This is a genomic window from Streptomyces sp. AM 2-1-1 (assembly GCF_029167645.1).
GTDB lineage: Bacteria > Actinomycetota > Actinomycetes > Streptomycetales > Streptomycetaceae > Streptomyces.
This window is the reverse complement of the sequence record NZ_CP119147.1, coordinates 5,040,840-5,061,128: the sequence shown is the minus strand read 5'-3', so window position 1 is coordinate 5,061,128 and position 20,289 is coordinate 5,040,840. Positions and strand designations below refer to the sequence as shown.

15 protein-coding genes and 3 tRNA genes are annotated in these 20,289 nt (G+C 67.9%); 8 read left to right on the top strand and 10 right to left on the bottom strand.

The features are described from left to right. The first annotated feature begins 358 nt into the window (after positions 1 to 358). Genes PZB77_RS22080 through PZB77_RS22070 form a run of 3 tightly spaced genes read left to right on the top strand, consistent with a single transcriptional unit; the run spans position 359 to position 4,862 of the window. The gene (locus PZB77_RS22080; RefSeq protein ID WP_275494348.1) at positions 359 to 3,715 is read left to right on the top strand and encodes a GH32 C-terminal domain-containing protein; all 3,357 of its coding nucleotides are present in this window, start codon (positions 359 to 361) and stop codon (positions 3,713 to 3,715) included. 23 nt (positions 3,716 to 3,738) lie between these two features. Next, positions 3,739 to 4,350 (top strand): hypothetical protein, encoded by a 612-nt coding sequence (locus PZB77_RS22075; RefSeq protein ID WP_275494347.1) that lies wholly within the window; start codon positions 3,739 to 3,741, stop codon positions 4,348 to 4,350. After that, complete coding sequence (locus tag PZB77_RS22070; protein ID WP_275494346.1) at positions 4,347 to 4,862, top strand: hypothetical protein; 516 nt, start codon at positions 4,347 to 4,349, stop codon at positions 4,860 to 4,862. The genes PZB77_RS22075 and PZB77_RS22070 overlap by 4 nt, the downstream gene beginning before the upstream one ends. Before the next feature lie 752 nt (positions 4,863 to 5,614). Here the strand turns inward: PZB77_RS22070 and PZB77_RS22065 are convergent. The 7 genes from PZB77_RS22065 to PZB77_RS22035 all read right to left on the bottom strand — a co-directional run bounded on the left by PZB77_RS22065 (position 5,615) and on the right by PZB77_RS22035 (position 11,814). Beyond that, the gene (locus PZB77_RS22065; protein ID WP_275494345.1) at positions 5,615 to 5,953 is read right to left on the bottom strand and encodes an XRE family transcriptional regulator; all 339 of its coding nucleotides are present in this window, start codon (positions 5,951 to 5,953) and stop codon (positions 5,615 to 5,617) included. Beyond that, positions 5,950 to 6,327 carry a type II toxin-antitoxin system RelE/ParE family toxin gene (locus tag PZB77_RS22060; RefSeq protein ID WP_275494344.1) on the bottom strand — a complete coding sequence of 126 codons (378 nt, stop codon included), beginning with the start codon at positions 6,325 to 6,327 and terminating at the stop codon, positions 5,950 to 5,952. The genes PZB77_RS22065 and PZB77_RS22060 overlap by 4 nt, the downstream gene beginning before the upstream one ends. A 513-nt stretch (positions 6,328 to 6,840) precedes the next feature. Then, positions 6,841 to 7,425 carry a hypothetical protein gene (locus PZB77_RS22055; RefSeq protein ID WP_275494343.1) on the bottom strand — a complete coding sequence of 195 codons (585 nt, stop codon included), beginning with the start codon at positions 7,423 to 7,425 and terminating at the stop codon, positions 6,841 to 6,843. A gap of 197 nt (positions 7,426 to 7,622) precedes the next feature. Beyond that, entirely contained in the window at positions 7,623 to 9,536 is a 1,914-nt protein-coding gene (locus PZB77_RS22050; protein ID WP_275494342.1) for a hypothetical protein, read from the bottom strand. A 140-nt stretch (positions 9,537 to 9,676) separates the two neighbouring features. Further along, positions 9,677 to 10,429, bottom strand: coding sequence for a hypothetical protein (locus PZB77_RS22045; protein WP_275494341.1), 753 nt, complete (start codon positions 10,427 to 10,429; stop codon positions 9,677 to 9,679). Between the two features lie 159 nt (positions 10,430 to 10,588). Further along, positions 10,589 to 11,323 (bottom strand): Crp/Fnr family transcriptional regulator, encoded by a 735-nt coding sequence (locus tag PZB77_RS22040; protein ID WP_275494340.1) that lies wholly within the window; start codon positions 11,321 to 11,323, stop codon positions 10,589 to 10,591. Further along, positions 11,320 to 11,814 carry a Pycsar system effector family protein gene (locus tag PZB77_RS22035; RefSeq protein ID WP_275494339.1) on the bottom strand — a complete coding sequence of 165 codons (495 nt, stop codon included), beginning with the start codon at positions 11,812 to 11,814 and terminating at the stop codon, positions 11,320 to 11,322. The genes PZB77_RS22040 and PZB77_RS22035 overlap by 4 nt, the downstream gene beginning before the upstream one ends. A 625-nt stretch (positions 11,815 to 12,439) precedes the next feature. Here PZB77_RS22035 and PZB77_RS22030 point away from each other — a divergent pair. Next, positions 12,440 to 13,320 (top strand): IS5 family transposase gene (locus PZB77_RS22030; RefSeq protein ID WP_275490743.1). Its coding sequence is split into 2 segments (ribosomal slippage): positions 12,440 to 12,800 and positions 12,800 to 13,320, totalling 882 coding nucleotides; the frame shifts between segments, so codons are not numbered across the junction. Between the two features lie 577 nt (positions 13,321 to 13,897). Here PZB77_RS22030 and PZB77_RS22025 read toward each other — a convergent pair. The 3 genes from PZB77_RS22025 to PZB77_RS22015 form a co-directional block, all read right to left on the bottom strand. After that, positions 13,898 to 13,971: transfer RNA gene (locus PZB77_RS22025), tRNA-Ile, on the bottom strand. A 231-nt stretch (positions 13,972 to 14,202) separates the two neighbouring features. Beyond that, positions 14,203 to 14,278: transfer RNA gene (locus tag PZB77_RS22020), tRNA-Asn, on the bottom strand. A gap of 5 nt (positions 14,279 to 14,283) precedes the next feature. Next, positions 14,284 to 14,356 (bottom strand) — tRNA-Asn (locus PZB77_RS22015). A gap of 204 nt (positions 14,357 to 14,560) precedes the next feature. Here PZB77_RS22015 and PZB77_RS22010 point away from each other — a divergent pair. From PZB77_RS22010 to PZB77_RS21995, 4 genes are all read left to right on the top strand, one after another. Then, the gene (locus PZB77_RS22010) at positions 14,561 to 14,866 is read left to right on the top strand and encodes a YtxH domain-containing protein (protein ID WP_275494338.1); all 306 of its coding nucleotides are present in this window, start codon (positions 14,561 to 14,563) and stop codon (positions 14,864 to 14,866) included. Positions 14,867 to 15,001: 135 nt separating this feature from the next. Continuing rightward, positions 15,002 to 16,474: an FGGY family carbohydrate kinase gene (locus PZB77_RS22005; protein ID WP_275494337.1), complete on the top strand. Its 1,473-nt coding sequence runs from the start codon at positions 15,002 to 15,004 to the stop codon at positions 16,472 to 16,474. A gap of 120 nt (positions 16,475 to 16,594) precedes the next feature. Further along, positions 16,595 to 18,328 carry an ABC transporter ATP-binding protein gene (locus tag PZB77_RS22000; protein ID WP_275494336.1) on the top strand — a complete coding sequence of 578 codons (1,734 nt, stop codon included), beginning with the start codon at positions 16,595 to 16,597 and terminating at the stop codon, positions 18,326 to 18,328. After that, the gene (locus PZB77_RS21995; protein WP_275494335.1) at positions 18,328 to 20,253 is read left to right on the top strand and encodes an ABC transporter ATP-binding protein; all 1,926 of its coding nucleotides are present in this window, start codon (positions 18,328 to 18,330) and stop codon (positions 20,251 to 20,253) included. The genes PZB77_RS22000 and PZB77_RS21995 overlap by 1 nt, the downstream gene beginning before the upstream one ends. Positions 20,254 to 20,289 lie beyond the last annotated feature (36 nt).

The following is a 20,289-nucleotide window of genomic DNA, read 5'->3' as shown; positions in this document are numbered from 1 at the left end:
GCTTTAGCGGAGACGACGCGCGAACCATGCCGACCGATGGGCAAATCGAATTAACACGGCGTCAGGTGATGGTCGGTCACCCAAGGACCGGTCGGCGGAGGGTGGGAACGTCCCACCACCCTCACCGCCTTCACCGTCACCGCCTTCAGCGTCGACGCCCCGGTCGGCGACCGGTCCACAGGAGGACCGCCGACCGGACCGTCGGAGACCACGGCCCCACCAGCCCCGATGCCGGCACCTCCGTTCCTCCCCCGACCGGCGGCCCGGAGCAAGTCTCCCCGGGACCCCGCGCGTCCCCGGGCGGCGTCCCGCCAATCCCCCAATCCCCGCACCTCACCCCACATCACCGGAGGTTCGTATGCGAACCCGCTCTCCAGCGAAACCCGCGCGGACGAGCAGGAGCACCCTGCTGCGCCTGCTGCTCGCGCTCACGATCTGCCTCGGCCTGACGGCACCCCTGGCGACGCACACCGCCGGCGCGGCCGGAACCACCCTGTCGAATCCGGGCTTCGAGTCCGGCGATCTCAAGGGCTGGACGACGACCGGAACCGCCTTCGACGGTGCGGTCACCGACAAGGCCGGCTGGGGCTGGGGCTGCTGCTTCAACCAGGCCGGCACCCGCCACCTGTGGGGATTCGCCTCCGGCAGCGACACCCCCACCGGGACGGTGACCTCCGAACCGTTCACCCTCACCGGCACCGGAATGGTCAGCATCCTGCTCTCCGGCGGCCGCAACGACAACGACCTGTACGCCGCCCTCACCACCCTCGACGGCACCGTCCTCCACAAGGCGACCGGAACCGACGACGAGGCCTACCGCCGCGTCACCTGGGACGCACGCACCCACCTCGGCGAGCAACTGCGCATCACCCTCGTCGACAAGGCCACCGGAGGCTGGGGCCACATCAACCTCGACGACGTCCGCGTCGGCACCGACCCCGCGCCCTCCGTGGCCGGCCTGTCGAATCCGGGCTTCGAGTCCGGCGATCTCAAGGGCTGGACGACGACCGGAACCGCCTTCGACGGTGCGGTCACCGACAAGGCCGGCTGGGGCTGGGGCTGCTGCTTCAACCAGGCCGGCACCCGCCACCTGTGGGGATTCGCCTCCGGCAGCGACACCCCCACCGGGACGGTGACATCCGAACCGTTCACCCTCACCGGCACCGGGATGGTCAGCATCCTGCTCTCCGGCGGCCGCAACGACAACGACCTGTACGCCGCCCTCACCACCCTCGACGGCACCGTCCTCCACAAGGCGACCGGAACCGACGACGAGGCCTACCGCCGGGTCACCTGGGACGCACGCATCCACCTCGGCGAGCAACTGCGCATCACCCTCGTCGACAAGGCCACCGGGGGCTGGGGCCACATCAACCTCGACGACGTCCGCGTCGGCACCGACAAGGCACCCGACCCCACGCAGGAAGGTCTCGCCGCCTACTGGGACTTCGCGGAGGGCAAGGGCACCACGACCACCGAGCAGGTCAGCCAGGCCGCCGACCCCATCAGCTACGTCTTCAACGACGCGGTGGACAAGCCGGACAGCGCCCCCCTCTGGCGCACCCGACGCGAAGAGGAAGGCGTCCTCTCCGGCGCCCTCCTGTTCGACGGCTACTCCACGTGGGTCACCCGCGCCGCGTCCCAGACGCAACTCCCCACCGACGGCCTGACCGTGGAAGGCTGGGTCGCCCCCCGCGCCTTCGAATGGGGCGACGAGGACAAGCCCTCCGCCATCGTCAACCAGCAGGACAAGAACGCGAAGCGCGGCTTCTCCCTCGGTGTCGGCCGGCACGGGGTGTGGGAGTTCGGCATCGGGACCGGTGACAGCTGGTACGAGACGAAGGTGCCCAAGGCTGCTGCTCTGGCCGCCGGCAAGTGGGCTCATCTCGCCGCCGTGTTCGCGCCGGGCGAGGGTGCCATCAGGCTGTACCTGAACGGCACGCAGGTCGCCCGGACCACCATTCCCACCAGTGCACGTCTGGCCAAGGCCGACGTCCCCCTGATCATCGGGCGCCACAACCAGCCCGCCATCATCAACGGCACGTTCGCCGTGAACATGTTCAACGGCCTGATCGACGAAGTGAAGGTCCACACCGACCCACTCACCCCCGCGGCCGTCACGGCGAGCCACACCAAGGATCTGCAGTCCTTCGGCGGCGGCAGCATTCCCCGAGCCCGCATGGCCATGGACCGCTCACGCTACGACGGTGACCGTTACCGTCCCGGCTACCACTTCACCGCACCCAACCACTGGATGAACGAGCCCCATGCCCCCATCCAGGTCAACGGCAGGTACCACCTCTTCTACCAGCACAACTCCCACGGCCCCTACTGGCACAACATCGGCTGGGGCCACGCGGTCAGCGAGGACCTGGTCCACTGGAAGGACCTGCCCGACGCCCTCGTCCCCACCGCCGACAGCGTGGCACCCGACGGTGTCTGGTCCGGCGACTCGACCCTCGACGAGAACGGGGTGCCCGTCCTGCTGTTCACGGCCGGTAACGACGCCCAGCGCCCCAACCAGGCAACCGGTCTCGCCCGCCCCGTCGACCCCAGTGACCCCGACCTGGTCGAGTGGAAGATGCACCCCACCCTGGTCACCAGCCAGACCGCCGACCTGGCCGTGGGTGCCGGACGGAAGGTCCGCTACGGCGACTTCCGTGACCCCTTCGTCTGGAAGGAGGGAGACACCTGGTTCCAGCTGATGGGCTCCGGCGTCCAGAACACCTCGGGCACCGACATCGGCGGCACCGCCCTCCTCTACACCTCCAAGAACCTCACCGACTGGACCTACTCGGGCCCCCTGATGGTCGGCGACGTCGCAGCCCACCCCAAGACCGGCCAGGTCTGGGAACTCCCCACCTTCCTGCCCATCGGCAAGGACGCACAGGGCCGCCAGCGCCGCGCACTGCTCGTCAACCCGGCCTTCCCCGCAGGCCCCGGCGAGTACAGCAGCAAGTTCGTCTACTACTGGGTGGGCACCTGGGACGCCGGCGCCCGCCGATGGACACCCGACACGACCCAGCCCAAGCTGATGGACTACGGCGACCACTTCACCGGCCCCAGCGGAACCGTCGACGCCAAGGGACGCTCCCTCGTCTTCAGCATCGCCCAGGACCGGCGCACCGAACGCGCCCACTACGACGCCGGCTGGGCCCACAACGCGGGGCTCCCCATCGAACTGAACATGCGGCCCGACGGAGACCTCGGCTTCCGCCCCGTGGAGGAGGTCTCCCGCCTCCACGCCGGCGCACCGCTCCTTGACATCACGGCGCCGACGTCCGTCAACGACGCCAACACCCGCCTGGCGACCGTCAAGGGCAACATGCTCCACATCAAGCTGACCATGGAGCGGGGCACCGCCGACACCTTCGGCCTCGACGTTCTCCGCAGCCCCGGAGACGAGGAACGCACCCGCCTGTTCTACGACGCCCCCGCGGGACAGCTGGGGGTCGACCGGTCCCGATCAGGGAACTACTCCAGCGCCGAGCCCGACTTCGGCATCCACAAGGGGCCACTCACCCTCTCGGGCGGCACCCTGACCCTCGACGTGTTCCTCGACCGCTCGATGATCGAGGCCTACGCGAACTCCCACAAGTCCATCACCACCCGCGCCTATCCCTTCCGCCAGGACTCCCTCGGCCTGCGGCTGTTCGGTGACGGCAGCGTCATCACGTCCATGACCGTGTGGAAGATGGGCAACCTGACCGACTGATCCCGACCGCACGCACGGAGGGCATGGCTGCCCCGGGCAGCCATGCCCTCAACCACTTCGGCTCACCGCCCGCCCCGCCCGGTTGCGGTGGACGGGGCCCCGCCCACCGCATCCTGCACGACGATTCCGGGTTCCGGACCGACGTCGGCACGCTTCACATCACCGAGAACCAGGAAGCATGGCGTCAGAAGGCCCTCGATGAGTTCGAGAAGGCCGGCGGCGACAGGACGGTCGTCGTTTCCGTGGAAAGCCAGGCAATCGGGCGGACCTTCGGGGAGGACGAATGGTTCCACGCGGTCGGGTCGCACCAGCAGAACGTCTCGGGCATGGTCACCGTCAGTCCGGGCGGCGGCGGCAAGCCACAGGTCTCGCTCGACTACCAGGTCAACGTATGGGACCGGTACAACTGGGACTCCGGAAAATCGACGACGTTCCCCGGTGGTGTCACCATTCCCGACGACGACATGGGGCACCTGCACAGAGTGGGCTTCGCCCAGGAATTCGACATGCGCGGTAGCAGCAGCACCTGCACCCAGGATCTGAACAGTGGCTCAGCCCCCGGGGTGACACCGGCGGACCCTGGGCGCGAAGGGTCCCGCGGGGACGTCTCGCGCGGCGACGAGGAGAACCGGTGAACAACGGATCTGCCCTGCGGCCACGACTGCTCGCGGCCCTCGTGGCCGCCATGCTGCTCACCTCCTGTTCGAGTGCCGGCGAGGATGATCACCGGACGACGGACGAGCGCGCCTCGCACTGGGGAAAGGACATGGGCGCCCCGGAGGCATCAGCGTTCATGAAGGTGGCGGTGCCCGAGAGCGCAACAGAGGTAAAGGGCGCCGTGCAGATCAATCCGCAGGAGGACATCTACCTGCTCTCTTTCGTAACCGACGAGAGGACCGCGGTGCGGGTAGCGGAGGACCTGCGTCCCGAGAAGCCCTTGCGCACCAGAAACCAGGACCTCCCGGCCCCCACCGAACTCTTCGGACACCTCGGCCTCGCCGAGCCCCAGAGCGAGAAAGGTGTCCGTTGGGCCGGGGTTTGCCCGCCCCGCGTGGGGGACAGCCGCCGGAGCGAAGTCCAGTGGATCGAGATCCACGTCCTCGAACTGGACCGCGACACAACCCGGGTGTACATGCAGGCGTTCTGACCGACCGGGAGACGCCTGGGCCGCCCCGGAGCCCGGGACCTGGCGGCCGGCTCCGCCTCAGCCTTCCTGGTCTTCGCCAGCGAGGACGAGTAGCCCGTGCTGCTGGGCACTGCCACCCCCCAGCAGTACACGGGCGGTCACGCCAGCGGCTTCGAGCGCCTCGACCTGGCGCGTGGGCAGGTCACCGCCCACGAGAACTGGCATCGGCATGAGGACAGCGTCTGCTGCCCGTCGGGCAAGCTCACAGCCGCGCGCGAGATCTGCTTGAAGGACCGAAGCCTCACGTTCGCTGCACCTACGTGCGGCGAACGCTGCACGCAAAAACGCCCCGGAAAACGCGTTTCCCCAGGCCATGACGATTCTGCCCGGGGACGCTGGGTGGGGCGGGTGGGACTCGAACCCAAAAGCGTGACGCCTCTCACCTGCGGCTTTACCGAAGCGCCCGAATTACACCCCCGTTTCGATCCGGTTGCTTCCTACTCGATCCGGCTCCATCGGGGATGGTGCAGCGTTCGCTGCACCACCTTTCCAGCGCCTCGCAGAGTTCACCGCTCCGAGCACTCCCCCGTTCCGACCTCGCCGAAGCGGCAATCGTTCGGTCAGCATGGCACCGCCGGAAAGTGGGCGGGCACGGCGGCAGACAACAGCAACCGCCGTCACACTCCGCCATGAGCGGCGCCGACCAACGTGCCGAGCCAATGAGTGGGATACCAGGTCCGACCGGGGCTGTTGTGGGTCACTTGCACGTCGGGTCAGCCGAGGACGTAGGTCTCATCACCGAAGTCGGCGACGATCTTCAGCTTGCCGCCGAGCGCCTTGACATAGGCAGCCAGGGTGTCGACCTCGCTGCGCTCCAGTTGGCCCTTCTCGATACGTGAGACGCGGGCCTGGGTGACACCCATGACTTCGGCGACCTGGACCTGTGTGGTGTGCTGCCGCTTCCGCAATTCGGCGAGACGGTGGACACGGGAGGCCAGGACCAACGCCTGTGCCCCCTTCTGGATCTTCTCCTTCTCCGCGTCGGTGAAGGAGAACTCCTCCGCCAGATCCTCCCAGGAGACGGCCTGCGGGTCCTTGAGGTGATCAGTCATCGTGCCCCGTCCTCTCCGTCGATTCGCTTGAGATGTTCCGCGTACGCCTGCTCCGCCTGGGGTACCGCAAGGCGGTACCAGCCGGACCAGTTGCCAGCCTTGTCGCCACCAGTCAGGATCACAGCCTGCCGGTCCGGATCGAACACGAACAACAACCGCACTTCCGTGGCCCCTGCGGAGCCGGGGCGGAGCTCCTTGAGGTTCGACAGCACCGAGCCCTTGATCGTGTCCACCAGAGGCCGGCCCAGCGCCGGACCTTCCTCCTGGAGGGCAGTGACGGCCTGGCTGACCTGGATCAGGGTGTCGCGGTCAGTCCTGCGCAGATCGTGAAGCCACGAAAGAGCTGGCTCGACCACAACGATCTTCCAAGCCATACCCGAGCCCCCATCTGCATTTTATTACACTGGCAGCATACACCACTGATGTAATAGTGGGACGGGCTGCGGATCTCACATTCACCTCGCCGAGGGCGCGCTCCTCGGTGCCGGGCTGCGACCCGGGAGGGCCGGGGCCCGCCAGCACCGCACGCCTCCTTTGCGCACCACGAAGCCCAGCAGCGCGGGACCGACCACCGCGCACCCACAGTGAAATTAACCAAAACTCCAGGTCAAAGACCTGTGAGAGCTCACATGGCTTCACGCAAGTTTCCCAGCGTTGGGGGACGAACAGGTGAGTCGCCCCCACGCCGAAACCCGACTACTGCATTTCGTCGGGTGTGTCCTCAGCGAGGTGTCCGTGGTGCCGGTACACCATATCGTCGGGATGGCGCGTTACCCGGGCCAGCCTCCAAGCCGCGTCATAGGACATGCAGCCTCCTTCTTGAGCACAAAGCCGCACGGCCAGCAGACTGGTCGCCGGGTCGAGCAGCCAGCGCAAGGCGGGTAGCTTCATCGGTCCGTCCCCGCCTCAGCAACGGGGCGCCGCTCTTCTCCGTCACTGCGGACGCTTACGGGCGGATCAGCGGTCGAGGACGCATCCGGTGTCAGCCAGGCAATCGCGTCGCTCCACCCCATCTGGTCCAGGACGGTGCGCACCGTGGCGGTGAAGCGTGCATGCCGCCCTGGGTTGTCGCCCAGCTCTTTCCAGAGGTACAGGACGGTTTGGGCGATCCGTTCGGCCTTGGACTGAATGTCGTCGGTTGCGCCGACCAGCGGGAGGATCTTCTTGTTGAAGATGTCCCAGTCGAGGGAGTCGAGATCCTCCAAGTGGCGGTCGAGCCACCAGATGCGCGTCGCGTCCGGTTTATCCAAGACCGCTTGTCTGAACCGTTCTCGGCGTTCTTGTTCCTGGTCGAGCTGGAGCGTCACCTCGCGTAAGGCGTCCTGATATCTCTGGGCACGATCCGCGTCCTGCTCGGTGAGCACCAGGGTGATGTGTGCCTGCAGCCAGAGGCCAGAGGTGTCCTCGGGCGTGTGCCAGTACGCCGCAGCGAGCGTGAGACTTTCCTGTGCGGTGGTCAGCTGTTCGGGCATGTGACGCTCGGTGATGCTGCGGCCGATTTTATCCAGGGCGAGTCGGGCGGAGGCTGAGCCGCTGGCCTTCGTGGGGGCGTGTGCCCGGTAGGTGAGTGTGCCGCGGGCACAGAAGCGGATACCAGGCAGACGTGTGGGCCACTGGGTCCGAATTCGGCTGCGACGACGGCTCCACCACGGGCCGGGTCCGTCGATCGTCAAGAGGTCGATGCCTCCTCGGACGTCCAGAATTGGTAGGCGGCCCGTTCCAAGACGTCCCGCCAGAACGGACAGATCGCCGATTCCTCCGTCACCATGAGCCCGTCGAGGCCGGAGCGGCGGCTGGGCGGGGCGAAAATGTCCGCGAGTAAGTCCAGGACCGGTTGCCGGCGCTCGTGGTCGTCCTGGAAGCGCTCCTGCCACCGGGATAGTTGCCTTTCGACCGCCTTTACAGCGGCATCGGTGGACAGCAGATTTTGCCACGCGCGAACGAGGCGCAATCGAGTCTCGGGCGTGGCTACACCGTTCAGGACCAGGTCTGTTCCTTCGTCGCTGGAAACGAGGGCCAGGAACGCACGCAGAGTCTGACGGCGAACAGCCTCGTCGGTTTGCTCACTTTCGGCGTCGCTGAGCCATTGGTCGACGGCCTTACGCACGTGCTCGGGCCGTCGCAGGGTGAGCTGCTGGAAGGCCTGGACGACGGCCTCGGAGCCGTAGTCCTTATGGCCGGCAGCCTTGCCCAGACGCGTCAGCGCGAGGGCCGGCTGGCTGATGCCCCAGCTGCCTGTGCAGATTTCGATGACGAGGTCAACCTTGTTGTCCGAAGGGGCCCTGGTATCCATCCACTGGCGCAAGCGGTCCCTGACATAGCGACCGAACTCGGCATCCCCGGCTGCTTCGGTCAGGACCTCCACGGCCAAGGCCCGCCGGGGGCCACAGAGGTCACTCGCCAGACCGTCGAGGATGGCCCGGTCATGTCGGTGCACCGCCAGCTTCAGCAGCGCAGAGGTGACCTGGCGGGCGTCCTCTTCCGGGATGGCGCGGTCGGCGGCGATACCGATGGCCCACGTGCGCAGAAGTTCGCGTTGGGTGGGGAACTCGTCCCACAGATGGCGAAGGATGGCTGCGGAGAGACCTTCCATGTTCTTGTCATGAAAGGCCCGGTCCCCATCGCGCACAATCTTCGCGGCGCTCAGTCGGCTCGACGTGGTGGCGTCGACCAGCACATTGGCAGCGTCGCGTCCGATGCCGAGTTGCGACAGGAGCCCGTCGGCTGCCTTGATTACGGACCTGCGCAAGCCTCCGTGCAGCAAGGCGCCGGCCCAGACCGTAACCCGGGTGGACAGCAGCTGCGCGTCGCTCACCTTCGCCCGATCATGGCTGAGGAGGTCTTCGATTTCGGTGTGCCAGTCGCCGAACTCGTTGACGATCGCCTGGAGCCGCTCGGGGCCGGATGCCAGGATGAGGCGGTCGGCCAAACGCCACGCCGCACGCGCGGAGGGGTTGGCCTTCCAGATGTCAGCAAACGCCTTTTCCTCCAGCCAGGCCACACGATCACCGCGATGATGAGCCCGCAATTCGGCGGCAACGAGGGCCCTCGCGTCGGGAGACTCCAGTCGGACGGTAAAAGGCAGCGTGGGTTCAGCCCAGTGGCCATACCAGTCGGTGGGCGTGGCGAGGATGACGATGAAGGATTTCTTCTTGCGCAAGCCCTCCCCATGGCCAACCAGGTCGGTGCCGAGCCGGTCGTCTGGCTGCTCCGGAAGGTCGGAGAGGTCGAGGATGTATCCCGTCGCTGTCTCTTCCGGCAGCGGGCGGACCGAGGGCTTGGACCATTCCGGGTCGAGGTCGAAGAGGGCAGAGGGAGGATTGGTGGCCGTACGCAGCAGGCGTACAGCAGCCGTGCGTCGACCGGCGCCTGGGGCTGCGCAGAGTACGACGATTCCATATTTCTCCAGCAGTTCGGAGGCGGCCACCCACTGGCCTGGGTTACGTGGGGGGACGAACCGGTCCTCCTGGCTCGCCTTGTAGGCGGCGTCGCTGTCGGTGATGGGTACGGGGATCACCTGATCGCCGTTCAGGTGCAGGTTAAAGGCCTGGATGCCGTGCCTGCCGGAATGAGTGAAGTTCACCGGACTGGAGTGGGACTGGCCGTTGCGCGCTCTGCCTTCTGGCGGTGTAGGGAAACCTGCGGGCTCGTGCGGCATCGCGGGCTCCGCCGATGGTGACTCGGGATTCGCGCGGTCTTGCCTTCCCGCCTCGTGGTCGATCATCACTGCCCCCGTCCGGTGTCGAAGATGTTGTGGGCTTGGAGGTTGTAGGCCTGGGTGCCGTGCTCGCCCGAGTGGCTGAAGTTCACCGTGCCGGGGGTCGGGGAAGTCGGCTGAGGCGATGGTCCGGGCGCAGGGGCCATCTGCCCATTGGCCGCGTCTGTGGTTCCGAGGGGTTCGAAGATGTCCGGATCCGCAAGCCGCCAGTCAAAGCCGGGAATGTGGACATAGGCCGGCTGCTCGAACTTCTTCACCTTCACCAGGTGCTGCATGAACTGGTCGGGCAGGACTTCGCCGTTGAGGCAGCCACTTTCGAAGACATCCTCATAGACGCGTTGCGAAATGATCACTGCAGTGTTGGTGATCTCCGGGTTCGCTCGGTTCAGCAGAGCGCGAAGTGCGTCATCCTCCAGAAGCCGGTGGATGTGCACCATCGGTACGCCCAGTCCGGTGTGGGGTAGCGGCCCTACGTGGATGCTGACCCTGAGTTGCAGAGGCGTGCTGGCTGGGGCAGCAGCTCTCCGGCGGGCTAGAGTTTGCCGGAGAGCGTCAGGGAAACACCCCACCAGCGCGGGCAGGATCTCCGGGTCCATGCCTGCGACGTAGCTGTCGCCGGCATGCTGGCCGAACACCCGCCGCTCCCAGTGAGCACTCACGTTGCTGGCGCTGAGCGCCTCGGACAGCAACGGCTGCATGTCGGCGTTCACCTGTTGCATGCCCTTGCTGTCCAGCGCGCTGAAGTTGCGGGCGTCCACTGCCAGTACCGCTCGGTAGGGCCACAACGGCTCCCATGACGGCAACATCTGCTGTTCCTCTCGTCAGGTGTTGTGCCGCGACATTGCGGCGGAATGCCACCTTCGTGGAGCAGCAGGGTGGAGATGGTCCAGAATTGGACGGTGCGGTCGTGGCCCGAGTCACATAACGGTTGCGTCCCCCTCGCAGCCGATGCCGTCGGGGAGCTGTTTTTCGTCCCGGGCGGCTGCCCTGAGACGGGCGACGTCGTTAATGACCAGGTAGCGGCGACCGAGTGTGAGGATTCTTGCCGCCTGAAGCTGGCTGAGGGCGTCAAGTGCTGATGAGCGGCTCATCGACACCATCGTGGCCAGCTCCGTCCGAGCCATGCCCAACTCCACGACCAAGCCGTCGTTGCCGTGCGGGTGGCCGATTTCGTCCGCAAGGTGACTGACGATTCGGGCCATGCGCGCCACGCGTGGCAGATGCGCGAGGTCGGCTCGCAGGCGTTCGTGGCTGTTCAGCCGTGCCACGGTCAGCTGGTACACCACCGTGTCCAGGCGGTGGCGCTCTACGTAGCCGCGGAAAGCGTGAGCCGGTAGAACCAGCCCTGTACACGGACGAACTGCGGTGACAGTGGCCGAGCGTGGCAGTCCGAGCAAAGCGCCCATTTCTCCGAGCACTTCACCTGGCCCGCGCAGCGATAGGGTCAGTTCGACTCCGCACTCATTGATCTGCGCCACCTTCACCAGGCCGTCGATCAGCGCGATAACGGAGTCTGGCGACTCCCCTTGGCACAGCAGCACGGATCCACGTCGGAACGTTCGCCGACGCCCGCGTTCCACAAGGTCGCGCCATACGTCTGGAGATACCAGGGACCGGAAGTTCATCAGCGTCCTGCCTTCCTGGTATGTCATCCGGCCACGGTCGCAAGAGCGAAGGCGGTGCAGCCTCCAACCGCCAACATGAGCGACCACTGCACTCGGCGGTGCTTGGCCCAGGCGATCTCGCTCATCACCACTAGTTGCCGGGACAACGGCGGCAATGGATCTTTCTCCCGCAGGATGGCTTCGAGCGCCGCCGGTTCCAGGTTCCGAACATGCCCGAAGTACAGGAAGTCGTCGTCACGTTCCGGCCCCCGCCGCTCCTTGCGGAGATTGGGCGAGATGGCCCAGGCCGCGCAGCTGGCTCCGCTGAACAGGAGCAAGACGCCGCACCACACCAGCAGCCGTGATGCACCCGAGTCGAGTTCGCCAGCCGCTCGTTTGGAACTCGCCAGCAGGCCCAAGACAGCCAAGGCTGTGGACTGCATGGTCAGTGCGAACGAGGCCTTCGAATCGGCCTTGGCCGTCAAATCCGCAACAGCTGCTTGAATCCGCCACGCGGTCTCCGCCGGCTCAACTGCCATCGGCCTTCCCCCCTGTGTCGGGCAGGGCATCCACCTGCCAGCTCGGGCAGAAGCCTGGACAGCGCAGTTGACCCGAAAACCTCACTTGGGGCACTTTGGCCGAGAACGTACACTTCTCAGGCGCGTTGGCCTCAGAGACACAGCTCGCCAACCTCTAGCCCCAGAGGGCCCTCGATGGACCGCTGCCGCTGCGACACAACCGAGGGCCTACCGAAACGGTTCACGATTCACCTTGCCAAAGCGGGCATATCAACTTGTTTTGTCCAGACATATCCGGCTCCAGCTGCACCGATTGTCTGGTCCTCGCAAGGCCCACGGCTCACCCAGATCCTCAGCGATCTGCCGGATCGTCACTCAGACCGGGACTGGCGCAGCGCGACCGAGTCCGCCTTAAATTCCAGCGGATGGTTGTTCATGACCACGCGATGTCCCACGGGGTCAGGCGTCTCGTGTGTCCAAGATCAGGGACAAGACCCGCGCCGGATCCGTTTCCTGGCACTCATCCGAGCAGCTACCTAGTCTCCGCGTCCGGAACCTTCAGTTCGGCGAAGACGCTGTACTCCTCCCACTAGGGCCTGTCCGGCGGATCATGTGACCTTCTGACCGGTCGCTCGTTGGTTCGGGCATGGGTCGGGGGGATCTGACGAACCGCGAGTGGTCGTTACTGGAGCCGCATCTGCCACCTCTGGGTGGCCGGGGTGGCCGGTGGAGCGACCACCGCATCGTGGTGAACGGGATCCTGTTCCGGATCCGGACCGGTGTCCCGTGGCGTGACCTGCCGGAACGCTATGGTTCGTGGAAAACCGTCTATGAACGGCATCGCCGCTGGTCGGCGGACGGTACCTGGGACCGGATCCTGCAAGCCGTCCAGGCCGACGCCGACCTGGCAGGGCGGATCGACTGGTCGATGGTCGGCGTCGACTCGACGTCCTGCCGGGCCCATCAGCACGCGGCCGGCGCACGCAAAGCCCGTCCGCGGATCCCGAAAAAAGGACGACGCCCCGGCACCACCGCCCCGACGAGGGACTCGGACGGTCCCGGGGCGGCCTGACCAGCAAGATCCACCTCGCCGGCGAAGGCGGCTGCCGTCCCATGGCCCTCCTGCTCACGCCGGGCCAGTGGGGCGACGCCCCGCAGATGGTCGAGGTCTTGGACCTGATCCGGGTTCCCCGGCCGCTGGGCGGACGGCCCCGGACCCGGCCGGACCACGTCAGCGGCGACAAGGCGTACAGCTCCCGCCGAAATCGCCGCTACCTGCGAAGACGCCACATCCGGCACACGATCCCCGAGCCGAAGGACCAGCGGGCCAACCGCCGCCGCAAAGGCAAAGAAGGCGGCAGACCAACGGGCTTCGAACGTGACCACTACCGGCGCCGCAACGAGGTCGAGCGGACCATCAACCGGCTCAAGAACTCCCGCGCAGTAGCGACCCGTTACGACAAACGGGCCTACGTCTTCCACGGCACCGTCACCGCCGCAGCGATCCGACTCTGGCTCCGCCAGTGATCCGCCGGACAGGCCCTAGGCCGCCCGCGCGGCACTGTGGCCGTCGGCGTCGGCCTGGCCCAGGGTGATCAAGCGTACGAGCGAGCTCGAGCCTGTGCTCGACGTACGGGCGTGATGCAGTGTTGGCGGCAGGACAGTAGGCATGCGGCCCGACCCTCCGCGGCAAGGCGGAAGCGGCGGAACCCCGATGAGGCCTTCGTGTCCTGCCCGGCGCTCGCTATGCGGTCCGCAATCTGCTTGCACGCCGCGGCCAGCACAGTCACCAGCGCGGCCAAGTGCCCCCGACCGGCATGCCCAGGCTCAGCCCGGTCAGGACGCGCTCGCGGCCCTCGAGAAACACCGAAGGTACAGAGACCAGGAACCGTCTGGTGAACCATGGGCAGGAGCCGTGGGAGCAGCCCACACCCATCCCACGGGCGAGGATGCATAAAAGCCCAGTTCACAGCCGTACGTGACTCTCGCTGGATGCGCACAGCTCCGCGTTCGCTGCACCATCGTGCAGCAAACGCTGCACGGAAAACGCCCCCCGAAAAACGCGTTTCCCCAGGCCAGAACGATTCTGCCCGGGGACGCTGGGTGGGGCGGGTGGGACTCGAACCCACGGCCGACGGATTATGAGTCCGCTGCTCTAACCGGCTGAGCTACCGCCCCGTCTCGGCGTGGCGCGTACAAGTGTGCGCGCCGTCTGCCGCAGCATAGCCGGTCATACGATCTCTCGCTGCGGCTGGTCGGCATCGCTTGATCTTGAGGACCGCGCTGCGTGCTGCCCGGTTCCGGGTGGCCGCAGGACGACCCGAACGTGTCACGGGAGGGGCGCTCCGGGGAGCCGGAGCGCGGCCGGGCCCGCAACGCGGAAGAGGACCCCGAGGGGTCCTCTTCCGTTGGCTCCCCCGACTGGACTCGAACCAGTAACCCTCCGGTTAACAGCCGAATGCTCTGCCAATTGAGCTACAGGGGACCGCGCTCCCCCGACTGGACTCGAACCAGTAACCTGCCGGTTAACAGCCGGCTGCTCTGCCAATTGAGCTACAGGGGATTGCTGCGTTGCCTCGAAATTGTACCTGCCTGGCTACTGCCGAGCGGCGCGCGTTCGCTGCGACACATACATTAGCGCAAGCAGGGGGGTGCTTCGCCAATCGGTATGTCCCGGGGTGATCTCGGGTTCCTCCGGGTAGGCGGGGAGCAGACGTCCCACGCGGCGACGTCCCATGCAGCGAACGCAGAACGAAGGGTGACTGCCATGCGGTACCGGCTCACGTTCATCGCCGGCCTCGCTCTCGGCTACGTGCTCGGCACGCGGGCCGGCCGGGAGCGCTACGAGAAGCTGAAGAAGTCCGCCCGGCAGGTGGCCGAGAACCCCGCCGTGCGCAACACCGTCGAGAGCGCCGCGCACAGCGGCCGGGAGTACGCGGAGAAGGCGTACCACTCGGTGAGCGAGAAGGTCGGGGACCGGGTGCCCGCTTCGGTGACCGACCGGGTGCGCTCGCTCCGGGACCGCTCCGGGCACAACGGCGTCGAGGACGACTGGGGCACCACCAACACCTGAGGCGCCCGCCGCGCCCCGGCGCGGGACACCCCGCGCCTCCACCCGACGGCTCCGGCCCCGGTTCCCGCACTCCGCGCGGGGGCCGGGGCCGGAGCCGGTTTCGGGAACGGGGGCGCGATGCGGCAGAATCCGTACATGGGCATAGTCGCCGGCTTGGACAGTTCCGCCGCCTTCACGCACATCGTCGTCTGCGACACGGAGACGGGTGCCGTGCTGCGGCAGGGGTACGCCGCACATCCGGTCGAGCCGAAATCCGCGGAGGTCGATCCGCAGGCGTGGCTCCTCTCGCTCGGTGAGGCGGCGGCCGGTGGGCTGCTCGAGAACGTCGAGGCGATCGGGGTCGCCGCACAGCAGCACGGGCTGGTGGTGCTGGACCGGCAGGGCACACCGGTCCGTCCCGCGCTGGTGGGCAACGACCGGCGGGCGCAGGTGGCAGCGGCGGATCTGATCGACGGGCTCGGCGGGCGGCAGCCCTGGGCCGAGGCGGTCGGGGCGGTGCCCCAGGCCGCACAGCCGGTGGCGAAGCTGCGGTGGCTGGCCCGGACCGAGCCGGAGAACGCCCAGCGGGTGGCCTCCGTCCTGCAGCCGCACGACTGGCTGGTGTGGCAGTTGCTCGGCCGCCCCGCCCGGCGCACCACCGACCGGGGGGCCGCTTCCGGTACGGGGTACTGGTCGGCGCGCACCTCTTCCTACCGGCCCGACCTCGTGGAGCTGGCGCTCGGCCATCAGGCGGCGCTGCCCGAGGTGCTGGGCCCGTCCGCCGCGGCCGGCACGACCCCCGAAGGGCTGCTGATCTCCGCCGGGACCGGCGAGACGATGGCGGCGGCCTTCGGGCTCGGCGTGGGGCCCGGGGACGCGGTGGTGTCGCTGGGGGCCTCCGGTTCCGTGATGGCGGTGCACCACGAGGCGCTGGCCGATCCGCGCGGGATGATCACGTCGTTCGCCGACGCCACCGGGATGCACCTGCCGGTGGTGCACACCTCCAACGCGGTACGGGCCCTGCGCGGGACCGCCGACATGCTCGGCCTCGACGGCGGGTTGGAGGAGTTGTCGGCGCTGGCGCTGAAGTCGACGCCCGGCTCCTCGGGCCTCGTGCTGCTGCCCTACCTGGAAGGTGAGCGGACCCCGCAGTTGCCGCACGCGGCGGGCACGCTCTGCGGGCTGCGGCGGGAGTCGATGAAGCCGGAGCACCTGGCGCGGGCCTCGTTCGAGGGGATGCTCTGCTCGCTGGCCGACGCCCTCGACGTGCTGCGCCGGCGGGGGGTGGCGGTGCGACGGGTGTTCCTGCTGGGGGCGGCCGCCGAGCTGCCCGCCGTACGCGCGATGGCGCCGGCGCTCTTCGGTACGCAGGTCGTCGTGCCGCAGCCCGCGCAGTACGCGGCGCTGGGCGCGGCCCGGCAGGCGGCGTGGGCCCTCGGGGTGTCGCGGGGGCGGCTCGACCCGGGCACTCCCCCGGCCTGGCAGGGTGCGTCGGCGCAGGTGCTGGAGCCGGGCGAGGAGCTGCCCGTGGGGCGTGCGGTGCGTCAGCAGTACGAGGCGACGCGCGACCAGATCCATCCGGGGGTCTTCGGGTTCGACGGCCCCGAAGCGGGGGCGGCCACCGCCTGACCGTGCCGGGGGGCGTGCGGGCGGTTCTTGACCGCGGCTTGGGTAAATCCGTTCGCCGCCGTGGAGGGGCGTGCCGCAAAATGGGTCGGCCTCTGCCCTATGCCGACCCGAGAGACACGCGTGCTCATAAAACTGCTCAGGTCCTTCCTGGGCCCCTACCGAAGGCCGATCCTGCTGCTGGTGGTCCTCCAGCTGCTGCAGACCTGCGCCTCGCTCTATCTGCCCAGCCTCAACGCCGACATCATCGACAACGGTGTGGTGAAGGGCGACACGGGTTACATCCTGGAGTACGGCGGTGTGATGATCGCCGTCAGCGTCCTCCAGGTCGTCTGCAACATCGGCGCGGTCTACTACGGGGCGCGGACGGCGTCCGCGCTCGGCCGTGACCTGCGGGCCGCGGTCTTCGACCGGGTGCAGTCGTTCTCGGCCCGCGAGGTCGCCCGGTTCGGGGCCCCCTCGCTGATCACCCGTACGACCAACGACGTCCAGCAGATCCAGATGCTGGTGCTGATGACGTTCACGCTGATGGTGTCCGCGCCGATCATGTGTGTCGGCGGCGTCGTCATGGCATTGGGCCAGGACGTGCCGCTCTCCGCCGTGCTGCTGGCCGTGGTGCCGCTGCTGGGGATCGCGGTGAGCCTGATCGTCCGGAAGATGCGGCCGCTGTTCCGCACCATGCAGACGCGGCTCGACACGGTGAACCGGGTGCTGCGCGAGCAGATCACCGGTAACCGGGTGATCCGTGCCTTCGTGCGCGACGGCTACGAGGTGAAGCGGTTCCGGGGCGCGAACACCGAGCTGACGGACGTGGCGGTCTCCACGGGCCGGCTGATGGCGCTGATGTTCCCGGTCGTGATGACCGTGGTGAACGTGTCCTCGGTCGCGGTGGTCTGGTTCGGTGCGCACCGGATCGACAGCGGCGGGATGCAGATCGGCGCGCTGACCGCGTTCCTCTCCTATCTGATGCAGATCGTCATGTCCGTGATGATGGCCACCTTCATGTTCATGATGGTGCCGCGCGCGGAGGTGTGCGCGGAGCGCATCGACGAGGTCCTGGAGACCGACTCCAGCGTGGTGCCGCCCGCGGCCCCGGTGACGGAGCTGCGGCGGCACGGTCATCTGGAGCTGCGCGGCGCCCAGTTCCGTTACCCGGGTGCCGAGGAGCCGGTGCTTCGCTCGGTGGACCTGGTGGCGCGGCCCGGCGAGACGACCGCGATCATCGGGTCGACGGGCAGCGGGAAGTCGACGCTGCTGGGGCTCGTACCGCGGCTGTTCGACGTGACGGAGGGCGAGGTCCTCGTCGACGGTACGGACGTGCGGACGCTGGACCCGGTGCTGCTGGCGAAGACGGTGAGCCTGGTGCCGCAGAAGCCGTACCTCTTCTCCGGGACGGTGGCGTCGAACCTGCGCTACGGGAACCCGGACGCGACGGACGAGGAGCTGTGGCACGCGCTGGAGGTGGCGCAGGCCAAGGAGTTCGTGGAGCGGCTGGAGAACGGTCTGAACGCGCCGATCGCGCAGGGCGGCACCAACGTCTCCGGCGGCCAGCGGCAGCGTCTGGCGATCGCGCGGACGCTGGTGCGCAAGCCGGAGATCTACCTCTTCGACGACTCGTTCTCGGCGCTGGACTACGCGACCGACGCGGCGCTGCGGGCGGCGCTCGGCCGGGAGACGGCGGGGGCGACGGTGGTGATCGTCGCGCAGCGGGTGTCCACCATCCGCGATGCCGACCGGATCCTCGTCCTGGACGAGGGGCGGGTCGTGGGAACGGGCACCCATCGCGAGCTGATGGACGGCAATGGGACGTACCGGGAGATCGTGCTCTCCCAGCTGACGGAAGCGGAGGCGGCGTAATGGCCGGGCCGGGCGGACGGATGATGGCCGGGGCGCCCGTGGGGAAGTCCGCGGACTTCAAGGGGTCGGCCAAGCGGTTGATGCGGCGGTTCAGCGCGGAGAAGTCCTCGCTGTACCTGATGCTGCTCGCCGGTGTGCTGAGCGTGGGGCTGTCGGTGGTCGGGCCGAAGATCCTGGGTGCGGCGACGGACCTGATCTTCGCGGGGGTCGTCGGGCGGGGCATGCCCGAGGGCACCACGAAGGCGCAGGCGATCCAGAGCCTGCGGGACAAGGGCGACGGCACTCTCGCCGATCTGCTCTCCGGGGTGGACTTCACCCCGGGGCGGGGCATCGACTTCACCGCGGTGGGGCATGTCCTGCTGGCGGTGCTGCTGGTCTACATCGGGGCCGGGCTGCTGATGCTGGTGTCGACGCGGCTGTCGATCCGGGTCATCAACCGGGTGGTCTTCCAGCTCCGCGAGGACCTGCAGACGAAGTTGTCGCGGCTGCCGCTGTCGTACTTCGACAAGAAGCAGCGCGGTGAGGTGCTGAGCCGGGCGACCAACGACATCGACAACATCGCGCAGACCCTGCAGCAGACGATGGGGCAGCTGATCAACTCGCTGCTGACCATCGTGGGCGTGCTGGTCATGATGTTCTGGATCTCGCCGCTGCTGGCGCTGGTGGCGCTGGTGACGGTGCCGCTGTCGGTGGTCGTGGCCTCGCGGGTGGGCAAGCGTTCGCAGCCCCAGTTCGTGCGGCAGTGGAAGGTCACCGGCGAACTCAACGCCCACATCGAGGAGATGTACACCGGCCACAACCTGGTGAAGGTCTTCGGGCGGCAGGACGAGTCGGCGCAGCAGTTCGCCGAGCAGAACGACGCGTTGCACGAGGCCGTGTTCAGGGCGCAGTTCAACAGCGGGATCATGCAGCCGCTGATGATGTTCGTGTCGAACCTGAACTACGTGCTGATCGCGGTGGTCGGCGGGCTGCGGGTGGCGTCGGGCGCGCTGTCGATCGGTGACGTGCAGGCGTTCATCCAGTACTCGCGCCAGTTCTCGATGCCGCTGACGCAGGTCGCGTCGATGGCGAACCTGGTGCAGTCCGGTATCGCGTCGGCCGAGCGGGTCTTCGAGCTGCTGGACGCCGAGGAGCAGGGGGCGGACCCGGCCGACGCCCAGCGCCCCTCCGAGCTGCTGGGCCGGGTGCGGCTGGAGAAGGTGTCGTTCCGTTACGACCCGGAGAAGCCGCTCATCGAGGATCTGTCGCTGAGCGTGGACCCGGGGCAGACGGTGGCCATCGTGGGGCCGACGGGTGCGGGCAAGACGACGCTCGTCAACCTGCTGATGCGGTTCTACGAGGTGACCGGCGGGCGGATCACCCTGGACGGGGTGGACGTGGCGCGGATGTCGCGCGACGAGCTGCGGTCCGGGATAGGGATGGTCCTCCAGGACACCTGGCTGTTCGGCGGTTCGATCGCGGAGAACATCGCGTACGGCGCCGCGCGCGAGGTCACCCGGGAGGAGATCGAGGAGGCCGCCCGGGCGGCGCACGCGGACCGGTTCGTCCGTACGCTCCCCGAGGGGTACGACACGGTCATCGACGACGAGGGTTCCGGGGTCAGCGCGGGCGAGAAGCAGTTGATCACCATCGCGCGGGCGTTCCTCTCCGACCCGGTGATCCTGGTGCTGGACGAGGCGACCAGCTCGGTCGACACCCGTACCGAGGTGCTGATCCAGAAGGCGATGGCGCGGCTCGCGCACGGGCGGACCAGCTTCGTGATCGCGCACCGGCTCTCCACGATCCGGGACGCCGACGTGATCCTGGTGATGGAGAACGGTTCCATCGTGGAGCAGGGTTCGCACGACGTGCTGCTGGCGGCGAAGGGCGCGTACGCGCGGCTCTACGCGGCGCAGTTCGCCGAGGCGCTGGCCGAGGTCGACTGAGGCCCGCGGACGGAGGAGGGCGCTCCTGGTCGGCCG